This window comes from Lysinibacillus sp. BNK-21, from assembly GCF_048684915.1.
Taxonomy (GTDB): domain Bacteria; phylum Bacillota; class Bacilli; order Bacillales_A; family Planococcaceae; genus Lysinibacillus; species Lysinibacillus capsici.
In genome coordinates, this window is sequence record NZ_JBLQTS010000001.1 from 14,751 (window position 1) to 28,438 (window position 13,688).

9 protein-coding genes are annotated in these 13,688 nt (G+C 34.3%); all 9 read left to right on the forward strand.

Annotated features, from left to right (window positions below; translation table 11 throughout):
- Positions 1-159: 159 nt before the first annotated feature.
- Complete coding sequence (gene glmS / locus ACMGGO_RS00090) at positions 160-1,956, forward strand: glutamine--fructose-6-phosphate transaminase (isomerizing) (RefSeq protein ID WP_420281473.1); 1,797 nt, start codon at positions 160-162, stop codon at positions 1,954-1,956.
- 152 nt (positions 1,957-2,108) lie between these two features.
- A complete protein-coding gene (locus tag ACMGGO_RS00095) occupies positions 2,109-2,948 on the forward strand; it encodes a TnsA endonuclease N-terminal domain-containing protein (RefSeq protein ID WP_420281474.1) in 840 nt (279 codons plus the stop codon).
- On the forward strand, positions 2,945-5,101 hold the full coding sequence (locus ACMGGO_RS00100; RefSeq protein ID WP_420281475.1) for a Mu transposase C-terminal domain-containing protein: 2,157 nt from the start codon (positions 2,945-2,947) through the stop codon (positions 5,099-5,101). The genes ACMGGO_RS00095 and ACMGGO_RS00100 overlap by 4 nt, the downstream gene beginning before the upstream one ends.
- Complete coding sequence (locus ACMGGO_RS00105; protein ID WP_420281476.1) at positions 5,076-6,767, forward strand: ATP-binding protein; 1,692 nt, start codon at positions 5,076-5,078, stop codon at positions 6,765-6,767. The genes ACMGGO_RS00100 and ACMGGO_RS00105 overlap by 26 nt, the downstream gene beginning before the upstream one ends.
- Before the next feature lie 100 nt (positions 6,768-6,867).
- Positions 6,868-8,727, forward strand: coding sequence for a TnsD family Tn7-like transposition protein (locus ACMGGO_RS00110; RefSeq protein ID WP_420281477.1), 1,860 nt, complete (start codon positions 6,868-6,870; stop codon positions 8,725-8,727).
- Between the two features lie 12 nt (positions 8,728-8,739).
- On the forward strand, positions 8,740-10,587 hold the full coding sequence (locus ACMGGO_RS00115; protein ID WP_420282309.1) for a TnsD family Tn7-like transposition protein: 1,848 nt from the start codon (positions 8,740-8,742) through the stop codon (positions 10,585-10,587).
- A 70-nt stretch (positions 10,588-10,657) separates the two neighbouring features.
- Positions 10,658-10,993, forward strand: a complete 336-nt coding sequence (locus ACMGGO_RS00120) for an XRE family transcriptional regulator (protein WP_420281478.1) — start codon at positions 10,658-10,660, stop codon at positions 10,991-10,993.
- A gap of 348 nt (positions 10,994-11,341) precedes the next feature.
- Positions 11,342-12,379 (forward strand): ROK family protein, encoded by a 1,038-nt coding sequence (locus ACMGGO_RS00125; protein WP_420281479.1) that lies wholly within the window; start codon positions 11,342-11,344, stop codon positions 12,377-12,379.
- Positions 12,376-13,575, forward strand: a complete 1,200-nt coding sequence (locus tag ACMGGO_RS00130; protein ID WP_420281480.1) for an MFS transporter — start codon at positions 12,376-12,378, stop codon at positions 13,573-13,575. The genes ACMGGO_RS00125 and ACMGGO_RS00130 overlap by 4 nt, the downstream gene beginning before the upstream one ends.
- Positions 13,576-13,688: the final 113 nt, after the last annotated feature.

Here is a 13,688-nt window from a genome sequence, read left to right on the forward strand (position 1 = left end):
CATATCGAAGGTCTCTATTCAGTTGGCTGAATAGCTTGTGTGTATTGGAGTGCTTTATTTTTTATAAAAATAAAGCTTCGCTGTACATTCAAAAAAATTCGATAGGATGAGGCCTAGTTTGTCATTGCGTTAAATTGACATTATCGGAGGACGAGAATTATGTGTGGAATTGTAGGATATATTGGTGAATCAGATGCAAAGGAAATTCTATTAAAAGGCTTAGAAAAGCTAGAGTACCGTGGTTATGATTCAGCGGGTATTGCAGTACGTAACGAGGAAGGCGTAACGGTTTTCAAAGAAAAAGGGCGTATTGCAGATTTACGAGAAGCGGTAGATGAAGATGTTGCTGCGAAAATTGGTATTGGTCATACACGTTGGGCAACACATGGTGTGCCAAATCGTTTAAATGCTCACCCACATCAAAGTGCATCAGGACGCTTTACACTTGTGCATAATGGGGTTATTGAAAACTATCACTTATTGCAAAAAACATATTTAAAAGGCATTCCAATGAAATCTGATACAGATACAGAGGTTATTGTGCAATTAGTAGAGTTATTTGTGAAAGATGGTCTAAGCACTGCAGACGCCTTCCGTAAAACATTATCTCTATTACATGGCTCCTATGCACTGGCACTATTAGATGCAGAGGCAGCAGATACAATCTTTGTAGCAAAAAATAAATCACCACTTCTAGTTGGAATTGGTGAAGGTTTCAATGTTGTTGCGTCAGATGCAATGGCGATGCTACAGGTAACAGATCAATACGTAGAGCTTCACGATAAAGAGGTAGTTATCGTACACAAAGCAAGTGTGGAAATTACAAAATTAGATGGTACTGTAGTAGAGCGTGCACCATATACTGCTGAGCTTGATATGAGTGATATTGAAAAAGGCACATACCCACACTATATGTTAAAAGAAATGGATGAGCAGCCTACAGTTATTCGTAAAATCATTCAAGCATATGAAGGTGACAACGGTGATTTAACGATTGATGCGGAGATTTTAGAAGCCTTACGAGCAGCAGATCGTTTATATATTATTGCAGCGGGCACAAGCTATCATGCGGGTCTTATCGGTAAACAATATTTCGAAAAAATGGCCGGTATCCCTGTAGAAGTGCATATTTCTAGTGAATTTGGCTATAACATGCCATTACTTTCAGAAAGACCATTATTTATCTTCATTACACAATCAGGAGAAACAGCAGATAGTCGTCAAGTACTTGTAAAAATTAAAGAGTTGGGCTATCCAACATTAACGATCACAAATGTACCTGGCTCTACGTTATCACGTGAAGCTGACCATACATTGTTATTACATGCAGGTCCAGAAATTGCTGTAGCTTCTACAAAAGCTTATGTGGCACAAGTAGCAGTACTTGCATTAGCAGCCTATGTGACAGCAAATGGCAAAGGCTTAGAATTTGATTTAAAACAAGAGCTTGCGATTGCCGCTAATGGCATCCAAACAATTATTGATTCAAAAGATGTGCTAGAAGACATTGCAGAAGATTACTTAAAAATCGCACGCAACGCATTCTTCATTGGCCGTAATATGGACTTCTATGTCAGCCTTGAAGGTGCCTTAAAACTAAAAGAAATTTCGTACATCCAAGCAGAAGGCTTTGCTGGTGGAGAACTGAAGCATGGAACAATTGCCTTAATCGAAGAAGGTACACCTGTGTTTGCGCTTGTCACACAAGCTTCAGTAGGATTAAACATCCGTGGTAATGTTAAAGAAGTAGCGGCTCGTGGTGCATATCCATGTATTATCGCAATGGCAGGCATTGATGAAGATGGCGACCGTTTAGTCATTCCACATGTTCATGAATTACTAACACCGCTTGTATCAGTAGTACCTTTACAATTAATTAGCTACTATGCTGCACTTCACCGCCGCTGTGATGTAGATAAACCACGTAACCTAGCTAAATCGGTAACTGTTGAGTAGGAACAAAAATTAGATTTAATGTGTTGTAGATTTGAAATAAAGTCGCGATGTTTATAAAAAAGATGCGATGTTTAAAATAAAGTCGCGACGATTGTAAAAAAGTTGCGAAGCTTTACCCCTTTGGTTATTATTTAGCCAAAGGGGTGTTTTTTATGTCTAAAAGAACTAGAACATCTAAAGTTGAAAAGTGGATTAAAGAAGGTCGTGGCTCGGGAATTGGTGTCGATTATAAACCGTGGTTAAATATTCAAGATGTTTCCTCATTGGGAAGATCCACTCGTTTAAAAGGGATTAAAACAAAAAGGCAGCACGAATTTTTATCAGATTTGGAACGAAACTACTTTTATTTAACTGAATATTCGGATTTTGTCGTTGATATTCGAGAACAATTTCCTTTATTGCCGTTGGAAGAAACAATTGTCATTGCTGATGAATTAGGTCTAAAACATCCTACAGACCCTAAAACGAATGAGCCAGTTGTAATGACAACGGATTTTTTATTAACTGTAGATAAAGGAAACGGTTTAGTAGAGCTTGCACGAACAATAAAAATGAAAGACGAGCTACTAAAACAACGAGTTATTGAAAAGTTTGAGATTGAACGAGTTTATTGGGAGCGAAGACAAATCGATTGGGGCATTGTAACAGAACTAGAGATTCCTAAAGAAATGGCTCGGAATATTAGCTATATTCATGATTATTATGATATTCAACAATATGATGCATTTCAAAATATGAACCAACAACAAATTGAAGATTTAGCAATGGCACTGTTACAGAGGATATTATGTGAAAGCAAAAGCATTAGAGAAGTTACAAGTGTATTTGATAAAGAGACACATATGCCTTTAGGAAGTGGTATGACGCTATTCTATCATTTACTTGCACAGAAAATTATTCGGGTAGATATGTTAGAGCCGTTAAACGTGGAACAAATAGTTGTTATTCAATCAATTGATGAAAGCAAGTTGAAGAAGGTGAAATATGGATGATTTATATTAATCAAGTACTTCAATATACAGCAGATTCACAACGCATTCGTATTATTGAAATTGAAGAATCGTACGCCTATGTAGTTAATATCGATACAACGAGTGCTATGCCTAAAAGAGAGCTATATAGCCATTTAGAGATAGAGCTTGAGCAAGGTGAATTATTGAGAATAAGCGATCCTTTTGCAAAAGCAATTCCAGATGATGAATTAACGTCTGTTCAAATTAGCAAACGAGATGAGGACTGGGCAACTGTAGAAAATTTTATCCTCCCTAATATGAAAGAGCTACTAAAGAAAAAGGGACGTGAAGTAAAAATAGTAGAGATTACGGCCGAGAGTGGACTAGGCAAAACAAAGGTGAAAAAGCTGCTAAGTCGCTATTGGCAACGTGGGATGAACAAAAATGCTATGTTACCCGATTACGCAAACTCGGGTGGTCGAGGGAAGTCTAAAAATCTTAGCAATGATAAGGTTGGTCGCCCACGTAGAGTAACTGTAAACGGTGAATATCGAAGTGGCATTAATATAACTGAGGAGATTAAGACGCAATTTGAACATGCCATTAATAAATACTACCGTAAAGCCAATAACTATTCGTTAAAAGATGTGTACCATTTTATTTTGCGAGATTTTTATGCAGACCGTTATAAAGAAGATGGAGAAATTCAATATCGTATTTGGGAAGCAAATCGTATTCCTTCATATCATCAATTTTACTACTGGTTTAAAAAGCTTGAAGACCCTAAAAAAGATATTGAATTTCGTAAAAGTGCTAAGGAATACGAGTTAAAACATCGTCCTATTTTAAGTAATTCTAAAATAGAAACAAACGGACCTGGCACACGCTTTCAAATCGATGCAACGATTGCGGATATTTATTTGGTCAGCTCTTTTGATATAAATCGAATTATAGGTAGACCTGTTGTTTATGCAATTATTGATGTATATTCACGTATCGTTACAGGGGTATATGTAGGATTGGAAGGCCCGTCTTGGCTAGGAGCAATGATGGCTTTAGATAATATGGTTGCTGATAAGGTTGAATTTTGTAAGCAATATGATATTGAGATTACTGATGAGCAATGGCCAACGTATCATTTACCCGAAATAATTATCGCTGACAGAGGCGAGTTTGAAGGCTATGCAGTAGCTGGACTTATTAATAATTTAAATATTAAAATCGAAAATACAACAGCATATCGAGGGGATTTAAAAGGTATCGTTGAACGTAAATTTCGTACAATTAATGGCAAAGTAAAACAGAAAGCGCCTGGTGCTATTCAAAAAGAATATAAAGAGCGTGGAGATAGGGATTATAGGCTCGATGCTACGCTGAATTTAAAAGAGTTTACGGCATTAATCATTACGATTATGCTGCAGCATAACCATAAAATCATTGATAAGTATCCAATGGAAAAAGCGATGATTACAGATGGCATTGTGCCAACTCCTGTAAATTTATGGAACTGGGGTATTCAAAATCGGAAAGGTCGTCTTCGAACAGTAGATAGGGATATTTTACGTTTAAATGTGTTGCCTCGTGGTAAAGCCACAATTTCACGAGCAGGTATCAAGTTCAAAAGTTTATTATATGGATCAAAGCGAGCAATCGAAGAACAATGGTATGTAAAGCTGAAAAACAAAAGTATTGATATTGTGTATGATCCACGTCATTTAGACAAAATTTATATCCCGAATGATAACGGAATGGATTATGAATCGTGCATTTTATTAGAGCCTAGCCAGCAATATAAATTGGACTTTTTAGAAGAAGTTGTTTTCCAGCAACAACTACGAAATGAATTAGAGGAAGAGGAACGCTCTAAGCAAGTGCAACTGACAATTAATACAGATACGATGATGGATCAAATTATTAAGGCAGCAGAGCAAAAGAAAAAACAAGCCCTACATCAACCAACAAGTAAAAAAGAAAAACTAGCTGCAATTCGAGATAATAAAGCGAATGAAAAACAAGCTAATCGCGAGGAAGAAAAATTTGATTTGTCACCGACTGTAGCTGAACAATCAACAGAAATCATAGATTTTACATCAAGAATAAAACTAGAAGAGCAACCGCAAAAGAAATCACCTTCACGTCTTATGGAAAAATTAAAGAGGAAGCGAGATGAGGAATTTGGAAAAGATGAATAATGTCGTCTTAAAAGGAGATATGGAAGAAGCAAGTTATAAGACTCAAATGCTTGCTGAATATGCTCATAATCCTTTTATTGAAGCCCTACCGCCAATCTTTGATGAAGAAGATGTGTTGGATCGTTTTATGGTGACGCCACGTATTAGTGAACAAGATAAGAAGAGTGCAGCGAATATTCGTTATCATGTTTTAAAACGTGTGAAAAACTTTATTCAGCCGTTGCCAATACATTTTGAAGTAGAGCGCCGGTTATCGACTTTGATTCGTCGTGGTTATTTAGCCCGAAATCCGTTAGATAAATCATTCCTTGAACGGATTCGAATATTGCATCACCTACGTGAGGATGAAGAGCAGGCACATCAATATATTGATGAACGCTTAAACCATATTCGTTCAACAGCAGATAGTCTATCGATTATTGGCATCTCAGGTATCGGTAAAACAACCGCAATTGAACGTTTGTTGTTAATGTATCCACAAGTCATTAAGCATGAATTGTATGGAGGTCATCCTTTTAATCGCACTCAAATCGTTTGGCTTAAAATAGATTGTCCGTATGACGGTAGTTTATCGACCTTATGTAAAAGTTTTTTCAAAGCAATTGATGATTTATTAGGTACACGTTATTTAGAGAAATTCGGTTATTTAAACCGTGTTACCTCAACAATGTTATTACACATGACATCATTAGCGAGTATGTACGGGATTGGCGTTCTTGTCATTGATGAAATTCAGCATTTGTTACATTCAAAAAATGACCAGGAAGAAATGCTAAATTTCTTTGTGACATTATCAAACACAGTAGGCATACCAACAGTATTAATTGGTACCTCGAAAGCACAACAACTATTTAAAGGAAACTTCCGACAAGCTCGTCGTGCAGCAAGTGATGGTTCAATTATATGGGATCGTATGGTAGAGGATAGTGAGGAGTGGGAATTCTTCTTAGAAACTCTATGGGCATTTCAATGTTTAAAGATTCATTCGGAACTAACAGAAAAGTTGAAAAAAACATTTTATGAAGAATGCCAAGGAATTACTTCGGTAGCAGTTAACTTGTTTATTTTAGCTCAAGAAAGAGCTTTATTTGATGAAGAAAATGGAGAAGAAAGAATTACGCCTAAAGTAATAAACAAAACAGCAAGAGAAGATATGAAAATTATCCAACCAATGATGAATGCATTACGTACAAATGACTTAAAGGCAATGTATAAATATGAGGATATTATGATCAATCTAGATGATCTTATGATTAATCATAAGAAGAATACTGAATATGAGGGTAAAGTCAAGGAAGCTATGGCAGAGCGTCAAAATACTCTTCAGTACAGACGATTAGAGATAACTGAAAATCTTAGTTATGAGATTGCTTCATTAGGAATTTTCGATACCTTAAATCCTAACGATATAAAAAAGTTAGTTTCCAAAGTTGTAGATAACCAGCCAATTGAAAGTGAATATAACAATTTAAAGTTAGAAGCTATACAAAATGCAATGACTTTAAATCAAAAAAATAAAGAACGGAAATTAAATCATACACATAAAGACGAATTGTTACCGTTAATAAGGTTAAGAGCAAAAGCGTTAGAAAGTAAAAAGCATCCATATGAATTATTAAAAGTAGATGGATATATAAAACCGTTTTTAGAGGAGTTTATTAAATGATTTTTGATACTTTTTCATAACTAAAGGTATATCTTATGTCTGAAAAGCTAGTTATATCGGCATTATAGAAATAAGTCGAGTATTTCTAGGGGGACATTAGGTGTTATCATTTTTTACAAATCCTTATCCAAATGAATTAATATATTCAGCAATTGCTAGGTATCATTTTTATAGTGGCAATATTGATTGTAAAGATACGTTGGAGGAGTTGTTTGACAATCGTTCTGTGATACCGAGTGTAGGAATTGGTAGCTATTTTTCTGTTTTATCAGAAAAGCTAGGTGCTCAATATACTGTAGAATCGCTATTGGCTAACCACACAATTTATCCTTACTATGCTTCGTTTTTATCGAAGCAACGTCAAGAAGAAATATTAAATGATGTAAAAGAAGATGGTAAGGCACTTTATGCAAGGCTAGGAATGGTCGCTGGAAGCATTTGTATTAAAAACGGTATCTATTATTGTGCTAACTGTGCAAAAACAGATACAGAGCAATACGGAGAACCGTATATTCATCGGGAGCATCAACTACAAGGAATAGATTATTGTCCCCACCATGAAGTTCTATTAAGAGAATACCCCGTAATTAAAGGTCGAATTGAGTATATTCGTTTCGAATTAAACCATATGAATTTATCAGAGTTATATGAAAATGATCCACATAAAGAAATGTCAGTGTATTTAGCAAAGCAGGCCTATAAATTGCTTCAATTACCGTTTCAATCACTTTCAAGGGAAGACATTAATTCTAAATATAAAGCATTGTTACGAGAGCATAATTTAATAACAGCTTCGGATCGGGTTCGTCAGCATGAGTTGTATCAAGCTGTTAAAAAAATATTTTCCCATGACTTTTTAAAGTGCTATGAAAGCGATTTAAATAAAGAAGATGAATATAATTGGTTAAAGATATTAACTCGCAATATGAAACGGCATGTTCATCCGTTTCGCCATTTACTTTTCCTTTGTTTTTTACAACAAGATATAGATAGTCTTATTGAACAGAGTGATGATACAGGTGCTTTTGGAAAAGGACCATTTCCCTGTTTAAATGTAGCTGCAACTCATTTCAAGCAATTAATTATTCTAAATGTAGAAGTATCAAGAGATTATAAATCGAAAAATGTGATTGGTACATTTACCTGTTCATGTGGTTTTATTTATGCAAGAAAGGGTCCTAATACAGAAGAAGAACAATTTCGAATTGGCCGAGTAATAGAATTTGGTGAGGTGTGGCGGACTAAGCTTAAGCAGTTAGCGAATGAAAATTTAAGCATAAGAGCGATTGCTAGAGAACTTGGAGTGGATTCTAAAACAGTAAAAAAGTATCTGGAAGAATATAAAAAAATAAATGACGAAAAGAAATATATTATAGATTTAGCCCAACTTCAACAATACAAAAAAGAAATAATTTCTGGAATAAAGGAGTTACCTTATATATCTCGGACAGCTTTGCGAGAAATATTTAAGAAGCAATATATCTTTTTATATCGTCATGATAGGGAATGGCTGATGGAAAACTTACCTCCTAAACAAAAGAAACAGCAGTGTACTAAAACTGTTAATTGGACTAATCGGGATAACGTTTATGTTAGAGAAATAAAACTGTTGCATAAGCAATTATTGGAGCGACAACAACCAATTCGTATAACTGTTTCAGCGATTGGAAGAGAACTTGGTATACTAGCGAATTTACAGCGTCATTTGGATAAGTTATCAAAAACCAAAAGATTCTTGGAAATAATAACAGAGGATATACAAGATTATCAACTTCGCAGATGCTATAAGATAATCGATAGAATGTTACTAGAAAAAGATGTGATAACTCTTTGGAAAGTACAAAGAAATGCAGGAATAAAAACAGGTTGTTTTCAAAAAATAAAACCTGTGTTAGAACTATATAAAGAAAAAATCACTAATAGATCTAAAAGAAATGAATTTGATATTAAAAATAGTTAGGAGGTAATCGGTATCTTACCTTTTTTCACTACGCCATATAAAGATGAATTACTATATTCTTCAATAGCACGATATCATTTTTATATTGGTAATATTGATACTAAAGATACTTTAGAAGAGTTATTTAATTCGCGTTCAGTTACTTCTAGTATAGAAATAGGAAGTAACTTTTCTGCATTAGTTCAAAATATAGGAGAAAATTACTCAGTTGAAAATTTACTTGCTGATCATACAATTTATCCATATTATTCCCCCTTTCTTTCAAAAAAGAGACAGTTAGAAATTATAAATGATGTAAAAGGGAAGGGATCTGGAATTTATCCTAGATTAGGAATGATAGCAGGAGGGATTTGTCGAAAGAGTGGCCTATATTATTGTTCACAGTGTGTAACTGAAGATATTGAGAAATATGGTGAACCATTTATTCATCGAGAACATCAACTTCAAGGAATAGAATATTGTGCACATCATGAATTGAAATTAAAAAAATACATTAAAAATCCAAGGTTAGTAAGTAATTGTGAATATATTCGATTTGATAAAAGAAAAATGGATATGGATTTAACTTCAAAAACTAAACATGACGAAATAGCAATTCTTCAGATTAAATTAGCGAAAATGGCATATCAATTATTACAAATATCAATTAATAATTTCTCCAGAGAATGTATTAAACTAAGATATAGAACCCTTTTTAGAGAACACAATTTATTAACACTAAGAAATACAGTGAGGTTAAAAAAGTTATATAAAGCATTTGAATTGAAATTTCCGAAAGGTTTTTTAGATAAATATGAGTGTTCACTTGATATAAATGATAGTTATAATTGGTTAAGAATTATAACACGCGATGTTAATCGACATGTACATCCATTTAGACATATATTAATGATTTACTTTTTAAATCATGATATTGAATCATTTTTTTTAGTTACTCCAGATCAAGGCCCGTATGGTTTAGGACCATGGCCGTGTTTAAATAAAGCTTCCATTCATTATATGCAAAATGTTGTTAACGAGCTACGTATAAAAAGAGATTATTATAGTAAAAATCCAGTTGGAGAATTTTCATGTTCATGTGGTTATGTTTATGTTCGGAAGGGAACAGACAAAATGAACGATGATAGATATAGAAAAAACAGTGTAAAAGAATATGGGGAGATTTGGAGAACAAAAGTAAAGAATTTACATAAGAAAGGTTTAAGTGCAAGAAAAATAGCAGAACTCTTAGATGAATCTCCAGCTACAGTAAGAAAATATTTACTAAAAGGTAAAAAAACCAAAGTAAATGTTTCTGAAACACAAGAAACTTTAATAGAAAGATATCGAATGGAATTATTAGAAGTGATGAGGCAATTTCCGAATTATAACAGGACTGATTTGTTAACTGAATTTAGGAAGGTTTATAGGTTTTTATCTAAGTATGATAAAGAATGGTTCAATGCTAATGTTCCAGCAAAAAAAAAAATGGTACAGGTAAAAAGTGTAGATTGGAACAAGCGAGACGAAGAGTACTACGAAAAAATAAAGAAACTCTATGATGAATTATTAGTATTAGATAAGCCAGTTAGAATAACACGTTCAATTATAGGTAAAAAACTAGATATCTTTAGAGGTATACAAAAGGATAGAGTATCTAAAATGCCAAACACAGAAAAGCTTTTAAATAAAATAACGGAATCTGTACAAGAATTTCAAATTAGAAGGTGTAAAAAAATTATAGATTTGTTATTAAGAGATGGTAATCCAATTTATATTAGTCAGATAAAGGGAGGCACTAGATGGGAACATTTTAAGGAAATAAGAGTGGAATTAGAGGATTACATAAACAGTAAACAGTCAAATAATAATCCCTCGTAAGTGGCCTTATAGAATTAAAAAATTCATGGGCAGCCATACTAATTTTTATAGATAGGTGGGAAGGGATGTTATGAAAACTAACGACATTGTAATAAACAAAGTAATTAAATGGTTAGAGGCTGAGAACAAATCTTATCAATGGTTCGCTGAACAATTAGATGTAAGTAAATCACTTGTAGGATGTATGTTAAAAGGAGAACATAATTTAAAATCAGAACGTATTGAACAATTTGCAAAGATAATGGGAATCACGACAAAAGAATTGGTTCAATCAGATGCAATAAAGGAAGATCAATTAACTGTTTATTTGCTAGGTGAATTATCTAATCGTCGCTCTAAGAGAGAGCTGGATTCTTTATTATTTGCTATCAATGATTACGTTGGATTAAAAGAGCAAATGAAATGATTGCGGCTTAGTTAAAGGCTCATTTAATTAGTTCGATAATAAAATGAAGTTTGAACATTTATAATAAAAATCAATTAAAAATCATTTGTTAATATGTAGATTTTACTCTTATTCCACAATCGGGCCAGATTGTGGAGGAACGTTTTCAATAAAAGATAGGATTAATTTTTCAATAGAATCAGTTTGGGAAATTAAGTAAATTTGAATTCATTAGTATTTGCAAGCTAAATCAAACGCTTAAAATTGTTTGACAAAGTCCGTGCATTATTATATATTTTATCACAACTTATAATAAGTCTTTTAATAAGTTAAATTAAATTGGAAATCTGTATAAGGAAGGTAATGCGATTGAAAAAAGTCATTAATAATACTTACATTGTTAAGAAAACCAATGAAGAAGCTATAAGGACGATCTTAAAACAAAATGGAAGAGTTACCATTGCCTTATTATCCAAACTAACTGGGTTAAGTGTAGCAACATGTGGGAATATCTTGAATGAATTACTTTCTAACAATGAGGTGATAGAAACAGAACTTGAAAATTCTACGGGTGGACGAAGAGCTAGACAGTTTCAACTAAACGCAAATTATAAACAAGTAGCAGGTCTTGCCGTTTCAAATGAAGGCGGTATCCATTCAATTGATGTGGTAGTAGCAAATTGGATTGGAGACCCTCTACATTCTGAGACTTTATACTATGAGGAGATAACATATTCAGTTATTGAAGGTTTAGTCGGTAAACTTGTGAAAGAGTTTCCTAATATCCAAGGAGTTGGAATAGGTATTCCGGGTGTGGTTAGTCACGGAGTAATTGGAATATGTGATATTAAAAATCTTATAAATATACCCATTAAAGATAGAATCGAAGCAAGCCATTCTATAAAAGTAAATGTTGAAAATGAAATACATTATGCATTGTCTGGGTTTTACAAGAAACAGAACTACAAAGAACCTAAAACCATTGCTATGCTAGCATTTATTAAGGATAATCCGCCTGGTGCTAGATTCATTGTGAATGGGCATCCATTAAAAGGGGCTACCAATTTTGCAGGAGAAATTTCTTTTCTCCCTTTAGAAGGTTCTTGGAATGAACAATTAGAGAAATTATACAATCCAGACACATCAATATCCGTCGTAGTAAAAATGATTGCATCCACGATATCAATTATGAATCCAGAAGCGATTGTTCTGATAGGTGGTTTATCCAACAAGATGTCTATTGATGAAATTTATGAAAGATGCAGTGAATTAATCCCTAAAGAACATATGCCGAAACTTTTTTTGTTAGAAAATGTTCGGGAATACTATCGCAATGGGCTTATTACCCTGACCTTAGAAACACTGCAATTTAATATTAAATTGATAGAGAGGGGACAGAATTTATGAGTACTCAAAGAGACAATTTACTTAAAAAAAAAGTCCTCTTATGGCGTAATGCCCTGTTTATTCTATTTCTGCTACCTGGTTTATCCTTTACCTCGTGGATCTCAAGAACTCCAGAGATAAGAGACCTTCTCAATGTCTCCACAGCAACAATGGGCTGGATTATTTTTGGGCTAGCTTTTGGGTCCATCATTGGGCTTTTAAGTGCAAATAAAGTCATTTTGCGGACGGGAGCAAGGTTTACGGCAGTTTGCAGTATTACCTTGATTGAAGTAGGACTTGCTCTTGTTGGAGTTGGTGTCTTTGCAGCATCAAGTAGTGGGGTATTCTTGGGGCTTGTTATTTTTGGCGTTGGATATGGTCTTGCAGAAGTAGCAATTAATGTAGAAGGTGCTGCTTTAGAGCATGCAGCGAAAAAAACATTATTGCCGGCACTCCATGCTTCCTTTAGTGCTGGTACTTTAATTGGAGCTGGCCTGGGAGCATTGGCCATTACTTTGAATATTTCTGTTATGATGCATCTTCTGTTTATTTGTCTTTTGGTACTGGTTATTCTGTGGTCAGCATATCGTTTTCTTCCAGGTGACACTGGTAAAAGTGTAAATGAAGGCACAGAAGAGACTGTTACAAAAACGACTGTTGTGAATGTCTGGAAAGAACCTAGAACCATGTTCATTTGCCTTATCGTTCTGGGTATGGCTTTTGCGGAAGGCTCAGCTAATGATTGGCTTCCATTAGCAATGGTTGATGGTTTTACGGTTGAACCTGCAATAGGGACTGCCATCTACACTGTATTTTTAACAGCTATGTTTGTAGGGCGTATAGGAGGAGGCTTCTTTTTAGATAAGTATGGTCGTGTACCAGTCCTTAGAATTGCATCCGGAGTAGCTACAATCGGTTTAGCACTTGTCATTTTCACTTCAAGTCTCCCTATTGCAATCATGGGTGTTTTCTTTTGGGGGCTTGGTGCTTCGTTAGGCTTTCCTGTAGGTCTTTCAGCAGCTGGGGATGACCCCAATGGAGCAGTGGCTAGAGTAGGAATTGTCTCTGTAGCCGGCTATACTGCATTTTTAGTAGGACCACCTATTCTAGGTATGATAGGAGATAAGATTGGTTTATTAAATGCAATGATTATCGTTCTTTTTATTATTATTATTGCGGGTCTTGTTTCTCATGCAGCCAAAAAGCCTAATGATTAAGGTAAAAGTAGTTAAATCTATAAACCTATAACCTGACATTACACTTGGGTTAGATAGAAAAATATTCTTCTTGCAAATTTAAAAACTACTACTAAGCTTACTTTTGGCAAAGA

What these genes read in the sequence shown, in the direction of transcription:
- glmS (WP_420281473.1), top strand. Translation starts at nt 160, where the DNA reads ATGTGTGGAATTGTAGGATATATTGGTGAATCAGATGCAAAGGAAATT.
- ACMGGO_RS00120 (WP_420281478.1), top strand. Translation starts at nt 10,658, where the DNA reads ATGAAAACTAACGACATTGTAATAAACAAAGTAATTAAATGGTTAGAG.
- ACMGGO_RS00105 (WP_420281476.1), top strand. Translation starts at nt 5,076, where the DNA reads ATGAGGAATTTGGAAAAGATGAATAATGTCGTCTTAAAAGGAGATATG.
- ACMGGO_RS00130 (WP_420281480.1), top strand. Translation starts at nt 12,376, where the DNA reads ATGAGTACTCAAAGAGACAATTTACTTAAAAAAAAAGTCCTCTTATGG.
- ACMGGO_RS00100 (WP_420281475.1), top strand. Translation starts at nt 2,945, where the DNA reads ATGATTTATATTAATCAAGTACTTCAATATACAGCAGATTCACAACGC.
- ACMGGO_RS00095 (WP_420281474.1), top strand. Translation starts at nt 2,109, where the DNA reads ATGTCTAAAAGAACTAGAACATCTAAAGTTGAAAAGTGGATTAAAGAA.